Below are 22609 nucleotides of genomic sequence, written 5' to 3' on the forward strand. Positions count from 1 at the left end.
TTAACCGTTCATACCCGTATTTAAAGATGCCGCCGGCGATTTGAAACAGCCCCTCGCCTATTGCTGAGCGGCGTGCACCCGATATTGCCGGGGCGTCAGTCCGGTCCACTTCTTGAAGGCGTTCTGAAAGGCGCTCGGCTCGGAGAAATGAAGCGCATAGGCGATCTCGCCGACGGGGTAAGGCGTACGGCTCAGATACTCGACCGCGAGCTCTTTGCGCACCTGCGTCGACAGCGCGTTGAAGGAGGTGCCTTCCTTGCGCAGCCGCTCCTGCATCGTCCGGGAGCTGACTGCGAAGGCCACGGCCGTATCCTGTAGCGTCGGCAGGGCCTGGGGCAGCTGTCGTCTGAGCCAGGCCAGGATCTGTTCGGACAAGGCGGCAGACCGCTCCAGTTCCTCTGCTGTCTGCCGGGCCAGTCCCTCGAACAGGCTGAGCAGCCGCTGGTCGGCATAACGTACCGGGTAATCCAGCATCACCGGATCCAGCCGCAGCCGGTGCTCGGGCTGGCCAAAGCGGGGCATAAGGCCGAATACCTCCTCGTAGGGCCTGGTGTCAAGCGTAGCCGCATGAGCAAAATCGACGCCCAGCAGCGGCACCGGCTGATGGCTCAGCTTGCCGAGCAGATCATGCAACGAGCTCGCCATATCCTCAACGCAATGACGCGACATTCCCCAGGGGCCGCGGGAGTACATCTGCAGATGCAGCTCGCTGCCGCGCAGCTCCCAATCTAGAGCGAATTCGCTGGCGATGATCTTATTGTAACGCTGGTAAGCGCGCAAGGAGTCGGCAATGGTGACCGAGTGCATCATCACATAACCGAGAATCCCCAGATCGACGAAGTCCATCATCCGACCCTGGTGCAGACCGAAATGTTCATCGCCGGTCCAAGCGGCGGCAGCCAGCGTGATCCGCTCCAGCTCGGCGCCGGTGATCCGCGTCTCGGTATCCTCCAGCATCCGCCTGTCCAAGCCGGCATAGCGGTAAAAGTCTGCGGGGTCATAGCCCTTGCGGGTCAAGGATTTGATCATCGGATAGACCATCGATATGGACACGCCGTAGTCTTCCAAAGCATCCGCCTCCTTCTGCGCAAATCCGCAATCGATCTGCGTCATCCATCATATCGAATACAGCCGAACCATAGTACGCTGGTGTTACATTGATGAAGGGGAGGATTCCATCCTATGAAATCCAAAATAGCAATTATCACCGGCCATCCGGACCCGCAAAGCTATTGCGCGGCACTGTCTGCGGCTTACGGAAAGGGAGCCGGCGGGGCCGGCACCGAAGTGAGGCATATCGATCTGAGCCAGCTGGACTTCAATCCTAATCTCGCTTATGGCTACCGTCAGCGCACGGAGCTGGAGGAGGATCTGCTGGAGGCGCAGGAGACGATCCGCTGGGCCGACCATCTCGTGTTCGTCTATCCGACCTGGTGGGGCAGCGTGCCCGCTGTCCTCAAAGGCTTCATCGACCGCGTGTTCCTGCCGGGCTTTGCTTACCGTTACCGCAAGGACTCCATCTGGTGGGACAAATTGCTGCAGGGCAGATCCGCACATCTGATCGTGACGCTGGATACGCCCTCGATCTTCAACCGGCTCATCTACCGCCGTGCGGGCCACCGGGTTATGAAGCACAACGTGCTAGGTTTCTGCGGAGTCAAGCCGGTCCGCATTACCGAGATTACGCCGGTCCGCGGCTCCTCGCCGGAGCAGCGCGAACGCTGGCTGAGCAAGGTGCAGCGGCTGGGGGCGGCCAGGGCGTAACGCCGGCATCAAGCTACATCGAAGCGTTCAAAGGGCTGGTGCAGTAAGGCGGGCATTGAGCGCCGCCAGTGCAGCGGCCATAAGGGCGCTGAGCCGTCCGTCCGCCTTGACGGCATCCGGCGGTCAGGCGTGCTGCAGCAGTCCCACCTGCTGCTCGCTCCATGTCCATAGCCGCTCGGCCTGCAGTTTGTCGGCAGCGGCGTCTGTAACGGGGGCGGGCTTGCTTTTGATGAAGTACGTGCCGCTGACCTTGGTGACGTCCGGGCTGGTGGCGAGGTAGACGGCTGTACGTGCGCCTTCCTCGGGCGTCAGGAAGAACGGCCGCAGGAGCGCATGCACGCCTTTGCCAAATCCGGTCTTGCGATCGATGCCGATCTGGGTGCTGACTGCTCCGGGATGCAGACTGTTGACGGTGACCCGTGTATCCCGCAGCCGCTCGGCAAGCTCACGTGTGAACAGGATGTTGGCCAGCTTGGACTGCGCATAGCCTTTGGCTACATTGTATCCAGCGGTCAAGTGCGGGTCGTCCCAGTGGATGCGCCCCCACTTGTGGGCGCCGGAGGAGACGCTGACGATCCTGCCCTGTGGCGCGGCAATCAGAGGCTCCAGCAGAAGATTCGTGAGGAGGAAATGTCCCAGGTGGTTGACGCCGATCATGCTCTCGAAGCCGTCGCTGGTCGTCTGGCGCTTCAAGGCGACGACGCCGGCGTTGTTGATCAGCACATCCAGTGTACCGTGTGAGCTTTTGAATTGTTCGGCAAATGCCCGGATACTCTCGAGCGAGCCGAGGTCGCACAGCATGAGTTCGATGCGGCTGGAGCCGCTATCCTGTATGGCCTTGGCCAGTGCGGTCTCGCCGCGCTCCCTGCTGCGGCACGCCATAATGACACGGGCCCCTTGCCGGGCCAGCTCGGTTACTGTGGCTATCCCCATGCCTGCGTTGGCCCCGGTGACGATAACGATCTTGTCCTGCATCCCTTTCGCCTCCCATTTATTGACTAGCTTCATTATAGCATGGCAGTGACGGGACCTCCACGGAGCGAGACGCAGCGCGTTCGCCGGAAGCAGGACCGACAGCAAGCTGGGATACCCGATCCTGCAGATGTTATGGTATAGTTGAGGCTAGCAGCGTGTGCAGACAGCATGGAACTGAACGACAGGAGGCCGATAATAATGACAACCCATGAAGCCTATGAAGGTACCTTTCACGACGAACCCGCGATCTGGCTGCGGTCGGGCGATTATGAGGCGGCGGTGCTGCCGGGCATCGGAGCCAATCTGATCGCGTTCCGCGATACAGCAAAGAATCACCATTATCTCCGTGAGCCAGCTGCCGATGAGATGGAAGCGTTTAAATCGCTGCCTTATGTACACGGCATCCCGGTACTCTTCCCGCCCAATCGCTATGAGGACGGCAAGTTCCGTTGGGAGGGCAAGACCTATCAATTCCCGGTCAATGAGGCGGCGACGGGCAACCATCTGCACGGCTTCGTCTACGGACTGCCTTGGAAGGTGGAAGGCTTCAGCGCAGACGGCTTGGAGAGCCGGGTAACACTGTCGCTGAGCATTGCCGAAGGGCATGAGGTGTACGGATATTTCCCGCACGCGTTCACGATTCGGCTGCAATATACGCTCAGTGCTGATGGCTTGCATCAACGGGTACAGGTGCGTAATGACGGGCCGGACCGCATGCCGTGCCTGACGGCTTTTCACACGACGATCAATGCGCCGTTCGCACCGGAGAGCACGGCGGAGGACTGCACGTTCAAAGTAACGGTAGGCGAACGATGGGAGCTCAGTGAGCGGCTGCTGCCCACGGGACGCTACCAGCCGCTCGGAACGCAAGAGAGCAAGCTGGCGGAGGGCGGACTGTCGCCATTCTTTGAGGAGATGGACAACCACTATACAGCTGTGCCGCAGGATGGGCGTAACCGGATGGAGCTGCGCGATCGGCGCGCCGGCGTGACGCTGGTCTACGACGTCGGTACGGCGTACAAGCAGTGGATGATCTGGAACAACAAAGCGACCCCGGGATTCTTTTGTCCGGAGCCGCAGATGAACCTGGTCAATGCGCCCAACGGTCCGGAGCTCCCTGCTGAAGAGATCGGGCTGATCGGCTTGGCGCCGGGAGAGCTGTGGGAAGAGACGAGCCGTCTCTATCTGATCGAGGGCTAGCTGTCTGGGCCAAGGCCAGCAGTTGGCCGATGCCTCCCTTGGAAAAGGGGCAATAACAGAAAGAGGCAGCCGTTCGCGGCTGTCTTTTTCTCTTGCTGCCGGACATGGTCGAGCCGGAGGCGCTGTAAGGGAGAAAAGGTTCGTTGGAGCGAGTGGCTTGGCTGGTGGAGGTGCTGTAAGGGAGGAAAGGTTCGTTACAGTGAGTGGCGGGGCATGTCCGGGGCGCTGCATACCGGGTGGCGGCCTGTTGCCGCCTGCCACAAATCTTAGGCGAACCTGCCCCGAACCGCCCAAGCAATAACGCAGCCCAACCGCAACCAAGTTGCGGTTGGGCTGCGTGCTTGCAAGGTTTACACAGACTACAGCCCGGACATAGCTGCCCGCGCTACCGGCGCACGCCGAGCAGTTGGGCAACCGGCTTGTCCTTGTACAGGCTGAAGACGGACTGGCGGTTCTGTGTACTCTCGTGCACATCGGCGCCTGCTTCGAGGAGCACCTCGAACACTTGGGACAGATCGGCGAGCAGCTCCTCATGATGCGGAGCCAGATCGAGCTGCACGGCGTCCATTGCCGCCCGCATCAGGCAGGTATTGCCGTACGAGTCAACCTGATCCATCCGTGCGCCGTGGGCGATCATCTTCCGGAGCGTCGCCAGTGCGCGCTGGAACTGCTCCTCCGAATTTTGCAGGATTCCGCCATACCCGGGGAAGCGGCTGGAGAAGACAGCCGCCCGGATGGCATCGTGAATGGCGGGCGCCCGCCATTCATTGACGCTCGATTGCTCGATGAACTGTACGTCCGCTCCCATATCGATGAGGTAATCGGCGATGTCAAAATGGCCGGTTTTGAGCGCCACCTGCAGTGGCGATTGTCCATCATCCTTTTTGGGCGGCTGTTGGGCGATACAGTGCACGAGCTGTCTGTTTCGGGACACCAGGGATACGACCTTGTCCAGGTCCGACGCTCTGATGGCGAGAAACAATGCTTTCATCAGTTCCCTCCTCGGGTGGTCATTCAGCACCGGCTGATGCATCGGGCGCTGTTCTTCCACATTTCGACAAATCGTCCGCAAAATCCTTCCGATCGCTGCCTTGGCATTATGAAGATTTCTTCAGTCTGTTTTGCCGGCCCGCTGCGGGGTAATAGACGTTAACCCTGGGCATGCTATCGTCATGTCTATTCAAAGGAGTGTTTTTCCAATGAAACAAATGACGAAGAAAGTTGCATTTCTGTTGGCAGACCAGTTCGAAGATTCCGAGATGCAAAATCCGTACGAAGCCATCACCAAAAATGGCGACGAAGCGGTCATCATCAGCCTGAAGAAGGGCGAGGAGCTCACCGGCAAAAACGGGACAATCACCTACAAATCGCATCTGGCGATCGAGGATGCCGATCCGGCTGACTATGTAGCGGTCATCATCCCCGGCGGCAAGTCACCGTCCCATCTAAGAGACAACAAGGACATCCAGACGTTCGTGCAAAAAGCCGATGCGGCCGGAACGACGATCTCGGCGATCTGCCACGGTCCCCAAATCCTGGCCTCGGCGGGCATCCTAAAAGGGCGCACGCTGACCAGCTATCCGGAGATCGCGGATGAGATCCGCGGGGCGGGCGCGAACTTCGTCGATCAGGAAGTGGTCGTCGACGGCAATCTGATCACCTCCCGTACCCCGGACGACGAGCCGGCCTTTATCAAAGAGACGATCGACAAGCTTGGCGTATCCGCATATTAAAACATACGCTTGGCAACAGAAGCAGCCGAAGCACCCGTTCCCGTAAGAGGATGGGTGCTTCGGCTGTTAGCGACCGCTAGACCAGACGGGCAGAAGCAGACATGGCGACCGGACTAACATATCGCGGCTGGTCCCAGACACTGCGCCGGTTCCCTACAACGTGCCGGGCCCTTACATCGTGCCGTGCCCCCACACGTGCCGGGCCCTTACATCGTGCGGGGTCCCTACATCGCAGCTGGATCCAGGCACCGGCCAGCGAGTTCACCCCTCGCGGGCCAGACTGCCCGCCATCACGGGGTTGCTGATGCGGCGATGGACGCGCAGCTGAGCGAGAGCGGCGATGCAGAGCAGCAGGCCCAGCGCCAGCACGGGCAGCAGCAGCTGCCGCCAGGAGAGAGACAGCGCCAGCGGCGGGGCAAGGGAGTAGTACAAGCTGCAAGCGGCGCTGCAGGCTGCTACGTACACCGGTGTGACGAAGAACGGATCAGCTGTCATGCCGCGCTGCTCCGGACTCGGCACCCGACGGGCGCTGCCGATATAGCGGACGATCGTCCACAAGCGTGGCAGCGAGAATGCGATCACGGCTGCGGTCGAGAGCAGCAGCAGCGGCGCCTGCATGAGCAGGCCTTCATGGAGCCCCGTCTGCGCAGGCTGCAGATGGGGCAGGACCATCATCGTGACCAGTCCGCCTGTGAGCAGCAGGATCGGCAGCATCAGCCAGATCAGCATGCGGGCGCGCTGCTTCAGCAGCGCGTGCGTGCTGCTCTTCGCCAGGCTGGCGGCATAGCAACCGGCAGCGCACCACAGAAGCAGCAGGAGGCCATGGAGCCAAACTTCGAGGTAGGGTTCGGATGGGATCATGAGACAACGCTCCTTTGCGATCATTCAATCAATTATCTATGGATGTATTATGTACGGGATGTAGTGTTAGTACCTGCTACTATAATATTATAAAATTCTGGCCGGCATAACGGCCCAAGGTATGGTTTTACCCTGGTCTTAGGTCGGGGAACAGACTGCTGCCGGGGCTACGCAATGTGGACAGCAGTTATTGCGCAAAACCTGCATCTGTAGTACATTATGGAGCGACAGACAGCGGTCTGGCCTTGTGCCGGGGCCGCTCCGCGGTTCGCAACCATCCCGCGTTATCAAAACTAAGGAGAGCTGCAAGACATGTATAATTTGTTATGGGGCCTGCTGTTTGTAGCGGTCAACTTCGGCCTGTTCCTGGCCTGTTACCGTCTCTTTGGCAAAAAGGGCCTATTCGTATGGGTGGCGCTTGCGACTGTACTGGCCAATATCCAGGTGGTCAAAACGATCGAGCTGGCGGGCATCGTAGCGACGCTTGGCAACACCATTTATGCGACAGTCTATCTTGCGACCGATCTCATCAATGAGAAGCATGGCGAGAAGGAAGCCCGCCAGGTGGTATGGTTTGGCTTTTTCACGCTGATCGCTACGATGGTTATGATGCAGATGGTGCTGGCATTTCAGCCGCAGCCAAGCGATATCGCCCAGGATGCGCTGGTGACGATCTTCGGCATGGGGCCGCGGCTGGTCGCTGCCAGCTTGTCCGCCTACCTGGTCAGCCAGTTTCTTGATGTCAAGCTGTTTGCCTATCTGAAGCAGTGGTTCCCTGCCCGGAGCCAGCTGTGGCTGCGGATGAACGGCAGTTCCGGCGTCAGTCAATTGGTGGATACGCTGGTGTTTTGCACGATCGCATTTGCCGGCTTGTACTCGCTGGATATCTGGCTGGAGATTCTGGTGACCACGTACGTGCTGAAATTTGTCATCTCCGCTGCAGCGACGCCTGTGCTCTATATGGCCCGCAGATTCAGACATCCCGCAGACGAAGCGCCACAGGCTTGACTATATTGACGCTGACCCGATAGGTGCCCCTCTCGACAATCCGTCCGCTCATCTGAGATGAGCGACGGGTTTTTTTTGTCGTCTATGGCGACAGGGAGGGATGGCAGGGCGAGGTTGACAGACAGAACGTCCATTTGATATAGTTCGTTTATCGAACTATTAGATAGACAAACTATTAGAGAAGCGAACAAGCACACTTGTTTGCGAGCCTGGTTGGAGGGAGAGGCATATGGACGAAGAGATTGACAAGAAACTGCTCGAGGACATTATCCGTCGTTACGAGCAGGCGCAATTTACGGTGAACCGGCAGCTGAACGCGATGATGCGTGACTTCGTGCCGGAGGAGATCACGGTGGATCAGTATGCGACCCTAAGGTATATCCATCAGCAAAGGAGATGCACGTCCTCTGAGCTGGCGGAGGTTTTTTGCGTGGCCAAAAGCTCGATCTCGGCGATCATTACCCGGCTCTTCGACAAGCAGCTGATCGACCGAGTACCGGACGAGAAGGATCGGCGGGTGACCTATCTGACACTGACAGACAAGGGCAAGGCCATCTCCGAGGAGATGGAACGATTGATCCAGGAGCGGCTGGCCAAGTATCTGGGCGCATTTAATCACGAAGAGGCACGCCACTTCATCAACACCTACGAGAAGCTGGCCTTGGTACTGACGCAAGGTGATGAAAGGGGCGGCACACAAGCATGAGAACGGTATTGAAGTTTAAATGGCTCATCCTCGCGTTATGGATCGGAGCGGCGGTCGGGCTCATGTTCACCGCGCCAGATATGGAACGGCTGGTCCGCGAGAAAGGGCAGATCACTGTCCCGGACGGCTACTCCTCGACGGAGGCAGCCAGACTGGCAGCCGAGCTCGGCGGCAGCGATGGCGGCGGGGAGCTCTCCTCCGTGCTGGTCTTCCATAATGAATCCGGACTGACTGCTGCCGACAAGGCCGAGATCGAGCGCGGCATCAAGCTGCTGCAGACGGAGGGGGCGGCCCAAGGCGTCACTTCGGTGATGACGCATCTGGAGACGCCGGAGCTCGCTGACCAGATGGTGGCGGGCGACGGCAAGACGGTGCTGGCGCTGGTGAACAGCGATCTCGGCGACCGCTCGTACGTAGAGCTGCGCGATGATCTGAACGGTCTGCTGGCCGATGTCGGGGTGGAGCATTACTATACCGGCAACTGGCTGATCGGCGAGGATGTCGTGCAGAGCTCGCAGGAGGGGCTTCGCAAGACGGAGATTATTACGCTGTTTTTTATCCTGGCGATCCTCTTCCTGGTGTTCCGGTCAGCCGTCGCGCCGTTGATCCCGCTGGTGACGGTAGGCCTCAGCTACCTGCTGTCGCAGTCGGTAGTCGCCTACCTGGTAGAATATGCGGATTTCCCGCTCTCCAACTTTACCCAGATCTTCATGGTAGCGGTCATGTTCGGGATCGGGACGGATTATTGCATTCTCTTGATCAGCCGCTTCAAGGAAGAGCTCGCGCACAGCGGCGACAAAACCGAGGCGGTGCTCAGCACGTACAAGAATGCCGGTCGGACCGTGTTTTTCGCAGGCTTGGCCGTGCTCGTCGGCTTCTCGGCGATCGGCTTCTCCGAGTTTACGCTGTACCGCTCTGCCGTAGCTGTGGCGGTCGGTATCGCCGTCATGCTGATCGCCCTGGTGACGATCGTACCGTTCTTCATGGCGACGCTGGGGAAGGTTATCTTCTGGCCGGCGCGCGGCTCGCTCGAGCACAAGCCGAGTGGACTTTGGGGCGCGATGGGCCGCTTCTCGCTGAAGCGTCCGATATGGGCGCTGGTGCTGCTGGCGCTTGTCACGGTTCCTTTCCTCTCGGTCTATGAGGGCAAGATTTCGTTTAACTCGCTGGACGAGATCGGCGAGAGCTATGATTCGGTCAAGGGCTTCCAGATTATCTCGGACAGCTTCGGTCCAGGCGACACGCTGCCTTCGACACTGGTCATGCAGGCGGACGAGCGTCTGGATACGCCGGAGGGGCTGGCGGCGATGGAGCAGATCAGCCGCGAGCTGGCGAGCGTGGAAGGTGTCAAAGCTGTCCGCAGCGCGACTCGTCCGACGGGCGAAGCGTTGGATGATTTCCTCGTCACGGAGCAGGTGCAGCAGCTCGGTGACGGTCTGGGCGAGGGCAAGTCGGGACTCGTCCAGATCGGCGACGGCCTCGCCGAGGCGAGTGAGGCGCTGAGCAGCAACGCGCCGCAGCTGGAGCAGGCGGTCAGCGGCACGGCAGAGCTGATCGGCGGCACGCGCGAGCTGCAGTCGGGCGTCGTCCAGCTGGGCGACGGCCTGCGGCAGATCGAGCAGGGTATGCGCGACGGCTCAGCCGGGGCGGGTGAGCTCCGGGCCGGCCTGGCTCAGGCGCAGGCCAGCGCGGAGCAGCTGGCCGGAGCCGCGCAGGAGCTGGTGGCCAGCTACCGGCAGCTGGGGAGCGGTCTGAACCAGCTGACGGCAGGCTACGAGCAGTTCGCCGGGATGCAGGCGGAGCTGACGCAGGGGATCAGCGGCGCCCGTCAGGGCCTGGCGGCGCTAGGCGAGCAGTATCCCGAGCTGCAGGAGGATGAGACGTACGCGGGTCTGACAGAGCAGATCGCTGTGCTGCAGGGCAGCGCCGAGGCCATGTCTGGCGGTTTGACGGAGCTGAACGCGCAGCTGGCTGCAATGGCCTCTGGTCTGGAGCAGGCCAACAGCGGACTGGAACAGGCGAGCGGCGGTCAGAGCCAGCTGGCGCAAGGTCTGTCTCAGCTGGTGGACGGCATCGCCAGGCTGCAGAGCGGGCTGGAGCAGGCGGCTGGCGGACAGAGCCGGATCGTCACGCAGATCCCTGAGCTGACGGGCGGCTTCGACCAGCTCGCCGGCGGACAGGAGGAGCTGCAGGCCGGGTTCGCCGAGCTGGGTGGACAGCTGACCCAGCTGACCGATGGCCTCGAACAGAGCGTCGATGGGCTCCAGCAGGTATCGGATGGTCTGGCGTCGGCCCAGACGTACCTGACAGAGCTGTCCGAAGCGCCCAACCGGCAGCTGACCGGCTGGTTTATCCCGGAGGAAGCGACCCGACTGGAGGAGTTCCAGCAAGCGCTGGACGTCTACATGTCGGAGGATCGGCAGATCGCCAAGTTCGATGTCGTCTTCGAGGGCAACCCCTATGCACAAGAGACGATGGACCGGGTCGATGAGCTGACGGCGGCGGCTGAACGCGGCCTGAGGAACGGCGGCTTCGATCAGGCGTCGTATGCCATCGACGGTGTGACGAGCATGAACCACGATCTGGATACGATCAGCGGTGCCGATTATTCCCGAACCGTGCTGCTGATGATCGCCGGGATCGGTCTGATCCTGATCCTGCTGTTCCGTTCGATCGTCATGCCGATCTATCTGATCTTGTCCCTGCTCTTGACGTACTACACGTCGATGGCGATCGCAGAGGTACTGTTCGTGAGAATCCTGGGCTACGCGGGCATCAGCTGGGCTGTGCCGTTCTTCGGCTTCGTCATGCTGGTCGCGCTCGGGATCGACTACAGTATCTTCCTGATGGACCGCTTCAAGGAATACCGTCATCTGCCGCCGCGCGAAGCGATCCTGATGGCGATGAAGAACATGGGTACCGTCATCATCTCGGCAGCGATCATCCTGGGCGGTACATTCGCGGCGATGCTGCCATCCGGCGTGCTGTCGCTGCTGCAGATCGCCACAGTTGTCCTGTGCGGACTGTTCATGTACGCGCTGCTGATGCTGCCGTTGTTCGTGCCGGTGATGGTGCGTACCTTCGGTGAGGCCAACTGGTGGCCGTTCATGAATCGGCGCGGCGAGGACGTGCCGGTCTCCGGGAACGGGCGCGAGCTCGGACAGTAGCGTGGACTCGGGTCAATCGCAATGAGCGAGAGCTTGGACAGCAAGCAGCATAGACTTCGGTTAACCGCACCGGACGCGAGCTTGCACATGAACGAATAGGAAGCACAAAGAAGCAAGCTTCAGACCGCGGTTGCGGGTCGCGAAGCTTGCTTTTTTGGCCAGAATTTATATGTTTCCGCCCCCCCCAGAAAAGTACCTGAGTACGCTTCGAAGCGAAGCCGCACTTTAATGGGGTTATTTACTTTGGGGCCGAGTCCGGCGTATAAGGGCGTTTGCAAGACTAGAAATCAGCCCTGCAATGCGCCATGTGCCGGAAACCAGAGCTCCAAGTATAGAAAGTAGCATTACAGCATGCTTCTTGTCCTCAGCCAAAAACCAGCCCCCGCCTTGGACAATGAGGCAGGGGCTGGTTTACTTGTTTAACTAACGGCGACCGCCGTTTCACCTTGTGCAATTGCAAAGTGCCGATCGACGGAGTGGGCTGTTCCTATGCTGTATGCCCCATCCAAATGCCAAACGGCAGTTGTTCGCTGCATCCGGTGCTCTATCAGCTTCGCACGACGCATTCAGGTACGCTCTAGAAGAAAATAACTTGGAAGCCCAAACAGCTCGTACATGAGCAGTTGTGGCGAAAGTAAATTTACTTGGCACAGGTAGCGGACAGAATCGAGCGGCATTAAGCACTCAGACTTTCCAACTCAGCAGCTCAGTCCATCTCATAGATCGTACCGGAGTGGCTCGTATAGAGCTCGGCGTAGACTTTCTCCGCATAGCTGTCCGTCATCCCGGAGATGTAATCGGCGATGAAGCGGGGCCAGGTCCAGTGGGCCTTGTGCCGTTCGTAATTGGCCGTCCAGTCCGCAGGGATGATGAGCCGTCCGGACTCGGGATTGATGAAGCTCTCCCACAGCCCGCGCAGCCGGATCTCACTGCGCATCTGCAGCCGCTGGACGCGGAAGTCCTTGATCAGGGTCACCCAGGCGAGCTTCTTGAGGATCTCCATCGTCCGCAGCAGCTCGAAGTCCTGGGCACCGTCCTGGACGAAGGTCAGCCGCTTCCAGCTGCGGCCGGGATCGTCGATGATGCCGATCCGGCTGACGAATGTGCTCACCCAGCGGGCCTTCATCTCGCGCCGGGTGCGTGACGACTCGCGGTCGACACTGGCATAGATGGTCTCCCACTGCGAGAGATAGGCCTCCAGCACCCGCTTCACCATCGCCGGGATATCGACGCTGTCCCAGCCGAAGGCATGGTTGCCGTCGTCCGCGATGATCTCCTGGACGACGTCGTCGATCAGCCGGCTATCTTCGAAGAAGGCCCGATTCATACTGATCTTGCCGGCCCGGATCCCGTCCTCGATGTCATGAGTCGAGTAGGCGATGTCATCGCACAGATCCATCAGCTGCGCTTCCAGCGTCGGTGCGCCATCAGGCATCTTCCACTTGTGGCGCAGCTCCGCGATCCCTTCCCATTCCGAGGCATAGACGCCTTTGATCCTCCCCGGCTCATCGAGAGACCCTGGATACTTGTTGATACCGAGCAGCACCGCGGCGGTCAGATCCAGACCGCTGCCGCTGCCGGCACGCTTCTCCAGGAACATCAGGATGCGGAAGTTCTGGGCGTTGCCCTCGTAGGGCAGGCCGCATTCCTGCTGGAGCAGCCGGTTGAGCACATCTTCCCCTTTGTGTCCAAACGGAGGATGGCCGAGATCGTGCGCCAGCGCAGCACATTCGACGACAGCGGGATCGATGACCAGACCGGGGTGCTCCTGCTTGCCCAGCCAGGCATACTGTCCATTCAACCGGCGGGCGACCTCCCGGGCGATCTGCGACACCTCCAGCGAGTGGGTCAGTCTAGTCCGGTAATAGTCGCCCGTGCCGGCGCCGAACACTTGGGATTTGCCCTGCATGCGGCGGAAGGCCGGGGATTGGATCAGCCGGGCATAGTCCCGCTCGTAAGCTTCCCTCTCGTCACTGAACATGCTGCTCGTCGACGGCTCATCCAGTCTTAATTTGCGCAGATCCATGCTGTATCACCTCTCCCTCTCAACGTGGCGACGACACCTCGGTGCCGCCTGCTCGGTCTAGCATATCATATTGTCGCTTCATCTGAACTGTGCATCCGCTCAGGATTATAGGGAGGGAGGAAGACCTCAACTGTGGTACCCTGATCCGGCGCGCTGTGCATCTCCATCCGTCCGTGGTGGGTCGTAATAATCTGCTGGCAGACCATCAAGCCGAGCCCCGTTCCCGATTCTTTGAGGGTGTAGAACGGCTCGCCGATCCGCTTCAGCTGCTCTTCGCTCATGCCGATCCCTTCATCCGAGATCCGAGCCAGCAGTTCGCCCCCTTCCGTCGCCGATACGTCGATATCGACCCGGCCGCCGTACGGCATCGACTCCAAGGCGTTCTTGATCAGGTTGACGAACACCTGCTTGAGCTGGTTGGGATCTCCGTACACCTTCGGGATTGGCGGGTCATCGTGCATCCGGATATGGATAGTATGGGCATCGCTGTGCGAATCGAGCAGCATCGTCATCGATTGGACGATATCGCCGATGTCGACTTGCTGATAGGAGACCAGGTGCGGCTTGGATAAAACCAGCAGCTCACTGGCAATATAATTGATATGATCCAGCTCCGTCAGCATCAGATCCAGGTGCGTCTCTCCCAGCGTCCCCTTGGACTTGTGAAGCTGGACGAACCCGCGCAGCGTCGTCAGCGGATTGCGGATCTCATGGGCGACCCCGGCAGCCAGCTGGCCGACGACCGACAGCTTCTCAGAGCGCCGCAGGATCTCTTCCGTCTGCTTGCGGTAAGTTATATTGCGCGATATCGTGGCGATAGCGATGATCACTCCTCGCTCGTCGCGGATGGGGGAGATCGTCAGACTGACATCGATTCGCCGCCCGGAGCGAGTGAGGCGTACAGTCTCATGGTCAGTGATGGATTGCCCGCGCAGTACCTGGCTGAGCAGCTCTGTGTATTCCTGTTCCTGGACTTCGGGAAGATTGGTCAGCGGTTCGCCGACGATTTCTTCTGCAGTCCAGCCATAGATGGCCTCGAAGGCTTTGTTGACGCGCGTGACTTCTCCGTTCAAGGAGGAGACGTGGATCGCGTCCGACGTATGGTTGATAAAAGATTCCAGGAATTGCTTGGTGCTGCGAAGCTCTTCAGAGGAATGCTTGATCTGCTTGACGTACTGGCTCAGGCTGCTCGACATCGAGTTGACGCTGGTCGCGAGCTCGCCAAGCTCGTCCTTATTCCGGATATGGATGTGCTCTCCGAATTGTCCTTTGGCTATAGTGTTGACACTGCTCAAAATCTGATTCAATGTGCGCAGCAAAAACCCGGAAATAATATAGCTGGCGCCCATCGTTATCAGGAACAGAGCGGCAGAGATCGCGGCATGCAGCAGAAGCTGCCGGCCCAACAGCTGAAGTACGGAGCCATAGTCGGTCGTGATGCTCAGGACATAATCGGTGGCTCCAGAGAGCGGGATGAAGCTTTTGAGGACACTGGTGTCATTGATCGTAGATTGGGTCGTGACGACCTTTCCGGTTTCAGAAGCTTCTATTATATGCTGCAGATCTTCATGTTCCTCGCGGTAGGTATAGTCGCCGAAGATGATGCCTCTGACATCCAGGTTGTGGACGATGACGCCTCTTTTGATGCGCAGGATAGGGTCTTTGCCGAAAAATTCGGGATTGAAGCCGGTAATCTCAAGCACATTGTCGTTCTCCTCGACGAGCTGGCTGAGCAGGGCGTTGGTACCGGACATCCGTTCAAAGGCCAGTAGAGATTGGGCGTTCAGATAGGGATTGATCATGTAGTTCGTCGAGCCGTCATAATAGTAGCCCCATTTGTTGATCTTGGAAGGATCAGAAGTCGCGTAATTGTAGGGGCCGGACCAAAAATGCTCCAGCGACTGGCCTTCCTTGACAGAGACAGGCTCCAGCCTGAACAGATCGCCAAAAGCGGTATACCAGTATCCCCAGGTCTTGGCGCTGAGGCCGATCTCATCGGGCTCCGAAGACCGGATGGTGACGATATCGTCAGGCTCCTGCTTCCAGAGTGTAATATCGTCGACCCCGACCAGTTCGCTGACGGCAGTCAATTGCTCTTGGGTAATCTGTTCATAGTCAGCGGGCAGCAGCTGGAGCGCGGCGATGGCTGCCGAGCGGAGAGCGCTGCCGACAGAGTCTTCGACCTGCTGCTTGGACTGCTCTGAGTGCTCGATGGTTGCGGCGATCTGTCTGGCGATGCTGGCGGCCTGCTGCTCGGAGGCGGCCACCCATTCATTCTTGCTGGAAATATAGTAAATGGATATATTGAGCGTGAGGATCACCGCTACGATCAAGGAAATGAGCAGCGAGAGTTTTAGCTTGATGGACATAGGTTAAGAGACCTCCTTTGTCAAATTCTAAGATTCTGGAGGAATGTTGGGCATGAGATCAACTTAGAATTCGACGATAAAGCTGTTCGCTTTACAAGACTATTATTTCACCCTAATTAACTCTATTGATATTACACGGTTCGTAAATAACCTGCAATTTAAATTCAATGTTTTAAATTTTTCCCTCCAAAGCCCTGTTCTGGCTTGACATCTCCAATTTCTAGTGAAAATTTATCTTGTTTTAAGGTAAGTAGGGCAGTAGTTTGTTATATTCGTAGGGTATAGGAGCTCGGTGAAACTAGGTCTCAAGACCTTTTTATCTTGGGGATGTACACCACACTACAGATAAGAAAGCTGTAAAAAGCGATAAGAAACCAAAACCGACGGAAGGGGTTCATGAAAAATGAATGACGATGAGAACAAAAAGCACGGTGAGGCGGGCACGCCGGAAGGACCGGATGCCGACCGTCAAGCGGAATCGGAAGCTCGCGAAGAGCGGGAGAGTGACAGCCTCTCTCCGGAAGAAGAAAACGACCGCTTGAGCGACCCGGCTCCAGAGGCGGATAGGAGCCGACCGGCCGACGAGATCGAGCCTTATCCGGCGTCAGCGGCAGGGATCGAAGAGCCCGGCACGGCCGGACTCGGCCGCAGCGCGGACAGCGAGGATGCTGAACGGGCGGCGCTGGTATCGCCATCGAGCGCCGATCCGCAGGCACCGACGCCGCCCGAGACACCGCCGGTGAGCACGACAGCGCCCAATACGACGGCTTCCGCGAGCGGACGCGGCTGGATGGGCGTCTCGCTGGTGCTGTTGATCGCCCTGATCGGCGTGACGATCTGGGGCGCGATGCGGGGCGGAGATATCGGCGGAGCTGATGTCGCTACCGTCAATGGCGTCGGCATCAGCAAAGAAACCTTGTATGATAGTCTGGTGGAGCAGGGCGGCGAGCAGACGCTGGATGCTCTGATCGAGAAAGAGCTGATCCGTCAGGAGTTCGACAAGTCGGGCGCTACCCCGACCGATCAGGACCTGAATGACGAGCTCGAGTCGATCAGATCCAGCTATCCGGGGGAAGGCGAGTTTGAGATGGCGCTTCTGTCACAAGGACTCACGGAGGAGTCGCTGAAGGAGCGGCTGTTCTTCCAGGTAGGCATGCGCAAGTACTTCGAGCCCCAGACCAATGTAACGGAGGAGCAGGTGCAGGAGTTCTACGAGCAGGTCAAAGATCAGCTCGGCACGCCTGAGGAGGTGACGGCGTCGCACATCCTGCTGGAGACGGCCGAAGAAGCCGAAGCGGTGCTGGCGGAGCTGGAGGGCGGCGCGGACTTCGCCGAGCTGGCCCGTGAGAAATCGCTGGATCCCGGCTCCAAGGAGCAGGGCGGCGATCTGGGCAGCTTCGGCCGCGGCACGATGCATGAGCCGTTCGAGGAAGCGGCCTTCGGGCTCGAAGTCGGCGCAAGGAGCGGTGTTGTGGAGTCGCCGAGCGGCTTCCACATCATCCTGGTGACGGACAAGCAGGAGGCGGTCACTCCGTCTTATGAAGAGGAAGCCGAGATGCTCCGCAACTCGCTCGTCAGCCAGGAGATCCAGTCGCTGATCCAGCCATGGCTTGCAGAGATCCGGGAGAAAGCGACGATTCGCAACACGCTGGTACCGGAGGAAGAGCCGGCGTCCAGCCAGACCGAAGAAGAGCCGGGCGGCAACGCTGGCGGCAATGCGCCGGCGCAGTAACAGGGGAACCATCAAGGCATGTCATGCATCCAAGCATGGCATGCCTTTCGTTGTTGTTTAGGGGTTTAGGATATTATGACTTTCGTCGCTTATGTGTAAGTTGTGCTCCCGGCAGGGTTGAATGCCGCGCTCCACAACCAGGGGTAAAAAGTTACTTGAATCCGACCAAATGGCGGAAGAGGAGTGGAGCCGTATCCTGTGCGAAGACGTGTTCCAAGCGAACCATCGACATGTGATCTTTACGATCGATGCAGGGCTATGGGATGTGTTTCTGCTGGTTACCATTCGTGTGCTCGCTTACGAGCGGACACAGTAGCCCTTATTTCGAGCATGGGTGTGTTTTTATAGCTGCTTGCGGACAGAGGATCCGTTATCGGTCTAACAATGGCGCTTCACGAGCCCAAAAGCAGCACATAACGGATCGTGTGTCCGTAGGACCTGCTCCGAGTAGGGTTTTGGTCGAAATAGGCGCTACCCGTGTCCGTATCGGCAGTGCCAATCTGCGTCAGCAGGTTTTGTTGTTTAGAGAGGATACAGCGCTCAGGCGCAAGCGGACGATGGGTTTGACGGAGCAGCAGATGCACAGCGTGTTTGGTGACGTTAGCATTTTCTGCTATATTAATTAATAGATATCATGTGCTTGCGATCCTTGAGTGGGCGGCGGAGCCGGGAGCAGGAGGCAGTTTCATGCCATGGGGCATCTTTCAAGGTACACTTAGCATTCAGGATATACTAGGCATTCTGTACATCCTCAACATTTTCTTCGCCGGCACCGTCATCTTCCTGGAACGCCGCAATATTGCGGCTACCTGGGCATGGCTGTTGATCCTGCTCTTCCTGCCGACTGTCGGCTTCATCCTCTACCTGATCGTCGGCCAGAACCTGAGCCGCCGCAAGATCTACAAGGTCAAGGTGGACCGGCTTAACGAGATCCGCGGGATACTCGGTCGCCAGTTTCACCTGCTCGAGCAGGGCAAGATCGTCTACCGCGACCCAGCCATCGCCAATCATCACGATATGATCCTGATGAATCTCGTGAGCGCCTACTCGCTGTTCACGCAGAACAACCGGGTGGAGATCTTCACCGACGGCAACAACAAGTTCGATTCGCTGCTCGAGGCGATCGAACGGGCGGAGGATCATATCCACCTGCTCTATTTTATCGTGCGCAACGACGAGCTCGGCCAGCGGCTGATCTCGGCGCTCGCCCGCAAAGCCCGGGAAGGCGTGCAGGTCCGTTTCCTGTTCGATCACGTAGGCTCGCGGGCACTGCCGAAGCGCTTCTTCCAGGAGCTCGTGGACGCAGGCGGCGAGATGGCGGCGTTTTTTCCTTCGCGTATCCCGCTCATCAACCTGCGGCTCAACTACCGCAATCACCGCAAGCTGGCGATTATTGACGGCTACGAGGCCTATATCGGCGGCTTCAATATCGGCAATGAATACCTCGGGCTAGTCGCCCGCTTCGGCTTCTGGCGCGACACGCATCTGAAGCTGGTCGGCGGTGCGGTGCAGCAGATCCAGGTCCAGTTCCTGCTGGACTGGAACCTCGCCTCCAAGTCGCAGGTCTCCATCGATTCACGCTATCTCCCCAAGCCGCGCGAGGGCGGCAATGTCGGCATGCAGATCATCGCCAGCGGTCCGGACTCGGAGGCGGAGCCGATCAAGAACGCCTACCTCAAGATGATCTATGCCGCCAAGGAGAGCATCTATTTGCAGACGCCTTATTTTATCCCCGACGAGAGTCTCTTAACTGCACTCAAGCTGGCTTCTCTCTCCGGTGTCGACGTGAGGATCATGATTCCCCAAAATCCCGATCACAAGCTGGTCTACTGGGCATCCTCCTCGTATCTGGGCGACCTACTGGAGAATGGCGCCCGCTGTTATCTGTACGATTCGGGATTCCTGCATGCCAAGACGATCGTCGTCGACGGCCGTCTGGGCTCGGTGGGGACGGCCAACATGGACATCCGCAGCTTCCGGCTGAATTTTGAGATGAATGCCTTCATCTATGATACGGTCACGGCGGCGCGGCTCAAAGCGATCTTCGAGGAGGATATCAAGGGCTGCATCGAGCTGACCCGGGAGCAATACAACAAACGGCCATGGCAGCTGCGACTGAAGGAATCGCTGGCCCGGCTGCTTTCGCCGGTGCTGTAGGACGGCCGCTGACTGTCCGGCGTGCACGATAGGCGTTTACAATCCCTGCTGCGGGGTAAGTAGGATGTATAGCAGAGGACGCTTGCAGAGCCTCGGCGATTACGAGAAGCAGGAGGGATTCGTTATGAGCGAGAAGCAGATCATCGGGGTGTTCCACTCCGAGAAGGAAGCGATCCAAGCGATTGAAGGTCTGAAAAGACGCGGCTACGATACCAACGAGATTTCGATTATTGCCAAGGATAATGAAGAGGCCTCTAACGTATCGGATGCCACTGGTACCAAGGCGCCGGAAGGACTGGCAACCGGCGCTACGGCGGGTGGTGTACTGGGCGGCTTGACCGGGCTGTTGGCCGGAGCTGGTGCGCTGGCGATACCGGGGATCGGACCGATCCTGGCGGCCGGGCCGATCGCAGCTGCATTGACTGGCGCAGCTGTGGGCGCCGGAGCGGGAGGTCTGGTGGGCGGTCTGATCGGCCTGGGCATTCCGGAGGAGGAAGCCAACCGGTATAGCGACTATGTCAATGAGGGTCGGATTCTCGTATTGGTAGAGGCTGACGAGCTGCGCAGGAATGAGGCGTACTCGACGTTCCGCGAGAACAACTCGCTTAATGCCGACTCCTATGCGAGCGACTGGGGCGCGGTAGCCAATCATCCGGACCAGACCAAGTAACTTGTCGCTGCTGACATGCTGCAAGGAGGATGAGCGATATGCCATGGACCAAACGGGATTATCCGGATTCGATGAAGAATCTGTCGCCCCGGGTGCGTAACAAGGCGATCGAAATCGCGAATGCGCTCTTGGATGACTATGAGGAAGGACGAGCCATCGCCATCGCGACATCGCAAGCCAAAGAATGGGCCGAGCGGCATCCGGACCATGGAGGGCCGGAGGACGACAGCGACCGCGTCAATCTGCATGTTGTTCCGGATGGTGACGGCTGGGCGGTCAAGCGCGAAGGCGAGGACGATCCCGAGATGACGCTGTCGACCAAAGACGAGGCGGTGCAGCAAGCCAAGGAGCTGGCTTCGGACCGCAACGCCAGCGCGATCATTCATCGGCGCGACGGTACGGTAGAGACCTCTCACAATTATGCTTGATATGGCAGGTCAGATAGTTTTGACCGGGCGGCCCATACCCGCTTGTCCGATGGACATCGAACCGTCGGGCGGGCGGGTATCGTATGCCGACTTACACACAAATAAAAGTTCCGCTTATCAATGATAACCGGAACTTTTATTTGTTCGCATATCGACTATTCAATTGTTACCTACAACTCCGTTCCATTGTCTTGCGTGATCCTTCCATCAATCGCAATCCGTTCAGATTTTGTGAAGCTATGGATCTCGGTCATTCGCCTGCTTGCTGAAGCGTATCAGCACAACTTCGAATCACCATGGGCTCAGTACTTCCTGGACACCTCTGGAATCACCCGCATGTCTGCACCGGATCCTGCGAGAGACGCTCCTTCTTTAAGGGAACGCAACCCTTCCGATGGGTTCCTTGTTCAAGGGAACACGAGTTAACATGCTTCGCTCACATTCTCCAATGGTCTATCCCCTTCCGTATTAAGCTTGTGTAAAGAATACTACATAAATTGACTATTGTAAATATTCAGATAATTTAAAATAAAGGCGTTTTCACGTGATATTTGCCTACATTCTCCATCATTCTTGCCCTTGCTTCTATTTGCGGTTTTTTTTGGGAATTCGTCAATTCTCTCTGATCTTAAGGGAAGCAGGGAGGGTCGGGTGCGGGCTGTGGCGCATGGGGAGGGTCGATTGAAATTTGTGCAGGCTGCGGGGTATCGAATATACTGGGAGAAAGACAGCAAGATTAGGCGTCGGTGCACGCCTCTGGAGTTTACTATAGATGAACGTAGGAGATGAGCCGACATGTATGAGAAAGCGCTACTGATCTACAATGGGGCCGCCGGTCAAGCGGATATCGGCGAGCGGCTGGCAACGCTGACCCGTGTCCTGGCCCCCGCGATCAACGAGCTGATCTTGCTCCAGACCAAGGAAAAGGGAGATGCGGAGCGTTACTGCAGGGAGAGAGCGGAGGGTGTCGATCTGCTCCTCATCCTGGGCGGTGACGGGACCGTCCATGAATGCGTCAACGGGTTGTCGGGGCTGGCGCATCCGCCGGTGGTCGGCGTGCTGCCGGGAGGGACCTGCAATGACTTCTCGCGGACGCTCCGTTTGCCGCAGCAGCTGGCGCAAGCGGCCGAGACGATCACCGAAGGCCGGACGCTGGCGGTGGATATCGGCGTCATGAATGATCGCTATTTCTCCAACTTCTACGGCATTGGTCTGATCACAGATACCTCCGAGAATATCAACAGTGAGCTCAAAGGGAAGATCGGCAAGCTGAGTTACTTCCTGAGTGCCTTGCAGCAGGTGCGGGCGGCGGATACGTTTGCCTATGAGCTGGAGACGGATCAGGGGCTGGTCACTGGCGAGGCAGTGATGATCCTGGTGGCCAACGGCGGCTTCATCGGCACCAACGCGCTGCCGGGCGATCATGACAGGCTGACAGACGGGCTGCTGGATGTCTATGTCATCCGGGAGGCGGGGCTGCCGCTGCTCATGGAGGTGCTGAGCCAGAAGACGGGCAAGCCATGGGATCCCGAGAGCAGCTCTATCGACTATCTGAGGTCCACCCGGGTGAGGATCCGGACGGAGGAGCCCAAGCGCGCGGATACAGATGGCGAAGTCTACATGGAGACGCCAGCCGAGCTGTCGCTTCTGCCTCAGCATTTGACATTCATCGTGGGCGATCTAGTCGAAGAAGACGGGGCAGTGGAATAACGAGCGTGCAAGCGAGCGCATGTTCCGAGAGAGCGGATATTGTGATAAAGGAGAGGGAGAGGCCTGAGTCAGGCGTCTCCTTCTTTGTGCTGGGCGGGGGTGA

General features: G+C 58.5%; 18 protein-coding genes. 12 read left to right on the plus strand and 6 right to left on the minus strand.

Annotated features, from left to right (window positions below; all coding sequences use genetic code 11):
* Positions 1-57 precede the first annotated feature (57 nt).
* Positions 58-1068: an AraC family transcriptional regulator gene (locus tag ABC336_RS17470; protein WP_413239856.1), complete on the minus strand. Its 1011-nt coding sequence runs from the start codon at positions 1066-1068 to the stop codon at positions 58-60.
* Positions 1069-1182: 114 nt separating this feature from the next.
* Between ABC336_RS17470 and ABC336_RS17475 the strand changes: the two genes are divergently transcribed.
* Positions 1183-1764, plus strand: a complete 582-nt coding sequence (locus ABC336_RS17475) for an NAD(P)H-dependent oxidoreductase (protein ID WP_413239857.1) — start codon at positions 1183-1185, stop codon at positions 1762-1764.
* A 123-nt stretch (positions 1765-1887) separates the two neighbouring features.
* Here ABC336_RS17475 and ABC336_RS17480 read toward each other — a convergent pair whose 3' ends face one another.
* Positions 1888-2739 (minus strand): SDR family oxidoreductase, encoded by an 852-nt coding sequence (locus ABC336_RS17480; RefSeq protein WP_413239858.1) that lies wholly within the window; start codon positions 2737-2739, stop codon positions 1888-1890.
* A gap of 198 nt (positions 2740-2937) precedes the next feature.
* Between ABC336_RS17480 and ABC336_RS17485 the strand changes: the two genes are divergently transcribed.
* Complete coding sequence (locus ABC336_RS17485) at positions 2938-3939, plus strand: aldose 1-epimerase (protein WP_413239859.1); 1002 nt, start codon at positions 2938-2940, stop codon at positions 3937-3939.
* A gap of 385 nt (positions 3940-4324) precedes the next feature.
* On the opposite strand, the gene ABC336_RS17490 is transcribed toward ABC336_RS17485, so the two are convergent.
* Entirely contained in the window at positions 4325-4930 is a 606-nt protein-coding gene (locus tag ABC336_RS17490) for an ankyrin repeat domain-containing protein (protein WP_413239860.1), read from the minus strand.
* Positions 4931-5138: 208 nt separating this feature from the next.
* Here ABC336_RS17490 and ABC336_RS17495 point away from each other — a divergent pair, with 208 nt between their 5' ends.
* The gene (locus ABC336_RS17495; protein WP_413239861.1) at positions 5139-5672 is read left to right on the plus strand and encodes a type 1 glutamine amidotransferase domain-containing protein; all 534 of its coding nucleotides are present in this window, start codon (positions 5139-5141) and stop codon (positions 5670-5672) included.
* Between the two features lie 261 nt (positions 5673-5933).
* Here ABC336_RS17495 and ABC336_RS17500 read toward each other — a convergent pair whose 3' ends face one another.
* Positions 5934-6533 carry a hypothetical protein gene (locus ABC336_RS17500; RefSeq protein WP_413239862.1) on the minus strand — a complete coding sequence of 200 codons (600 nt, stop codon included), beginning with the start codon at positions 6531-6533 and terminating at the stop codon, positions 5934-5936.
* A gap of 312 nt (positions 6534-6845) precedes the next feature.
* Here ABC336_RS17500 and ABC336_RS17505 point away from each other — a divergent pair, with 312 nt between their 5' ends.
* The 3 genes from ABC336_RS17505 to ABC336_RS17515 all read left to right on the plus strand — a co-directional run bounded on the left by ABC336_RS17505 (position 6846) and on the right by ABC336_RS17515 (position 11414).
* Entirely contained in the window at positions 6846-7541 is a 696-nt protein-coding gene (locus ABC336_RS17505) for a queuosine precursor transporter (RefSeq protein WP_413239863.1), read from the plus strand.
* 229 nt (positions 7542-7770) lie between these two features.
* Entirely contained in the window at positions 7771-8247 is a 477-nt protein-coding gene (locus ABC336_RS17510; RefSeq protein WP_413239864.1) for a MarR family winged helix-turn-helix transcriptional regulator, read from the plus strand.
* On the plus strand, positions 8244-11414 hold the full coding sequence (locus ABC336_RS17515) for an MMPL family transporter (protein WP_413239865.1): 3171 nt from the start codon (positions 8244-8246) through the stop codon (positions 11412-11414). Before ABC336_RS17510 ends, ABC336_RS17515 begins: the two co-directional genes overlap by 4 nt.
* A gap of 706 nt (positions 11415-12120) precedes the next feature.
* Here ABC336_RS17515 and ABC336_RS17520 read toward each other — a convergent pair.
* Positions 12121-13440: a deoxyguanosinetriphosphate triphosphohydrolase family protein gene (locus ABC336_RS17520; RefSeq protein ID WP_413239866.1), complete on the minus strand. Its 1320-nt coding sequence runs from the start codon at positions 13438-13440 to the stop codon at positions 12121-12123.
* Between the two features lie 65 nt (positions 13441-13505).
* Positions 13506-15809: an ATP-binding protein gene (locus tag ABC336_RS17525; RefSeq protein WP_413239867.1), complete on the minus strand. Its 2304-nt coding sequence runs from the start codon at positions 15807-15809 to the stop codon at positions 13506-13508.
* Between the two features lie 403 nt (positions 15810-16212).
* Between ABC336_RS17525 and ABC336_RS17530 the strand changes: the two genes are divergently transcribed.
* The 6 genes from ABC336_RS17530 to ABC336_RS17555 all read left to right on the plus strand — a co-directional run bounded on the left by ABC336_RS17530 (position 16213) and on the right by ABC336_RS17555 (position 22506).
* A complete protein-coding gene (locus ABC336_RS17530) occupies positions 16213-17541 on the plus strand; it encodes a peptidylprolyl isomerase (protein ID WP_413239868.1) in 1329 nt (442 codons plus the stop codon).
* A gap of 169 nt (positions 17542-17710) precedes the next feature.
* Positions 17711-17857, plus strand: a complete 147-nt coding sequence (locus ABC336_RS17535; protein WP_413239869.1) for a hypothetical protein — start codon at positions 17711-17713, stop codon at positions 17855-17857.
* A gap of 371 nt (positions 17858-18228) precedes the next feature.
* Positions 18229-19698: a cardiolipin synthase gene (gene cls / locus ABC336_RS17540; RefSeq protein ID WP_413239870.1), complete on the plus strand. Its 1470-nt coding sequence runs from the start codon at positions 18229-18231 to the stop codon at positions 19696-19698.
* A gap of 124 nt (positions 19699-19822) precedes the next feature.
* The gene (locus ABC336_RS17545; RefSeq protein WP_413239871.1) at positions 19823-20368 is read left to right on the plus strand and encodes a general stress protein; all 546 of its coding nucleotides are present in this window, start codon (positions 19823-19825) and stop codon (positions 20366-20368) included.
* A gap of 38 nt (positions 20369-20406) precedes the next feature.
* Entirely contained in the window at positions 20407-20796 is a 390-nt protein-coding gene (locus ABC336_RS17550; protein WP_413239872.1) for a DUF2188 domain-containing protein, read from the plus strand.
* 795 nt (positions 20797-21591) lie between these two features.
* Entirely contained in the window at positions 21592-22506 is a 915-nt protein-coding gene (locus tag ABC336_RS17555) for a diacylglycerol/lipid kinase family protein (RefSeq protein WP_413239873.1), read from the plus strand.
* The last annotated feature ends 103 nt before the right edge of the window (positions 22507-22609 follow it).

The sequence above is a fragment of the Paenibacillus jepli genome (genome assembly GCF_047238105.1).
Classification (GTDB): domain Bacteria; phylum Bacillota; class Bacilli; order Paenibacillales; family Paenibacillaceae; genus Paenibacillus_D.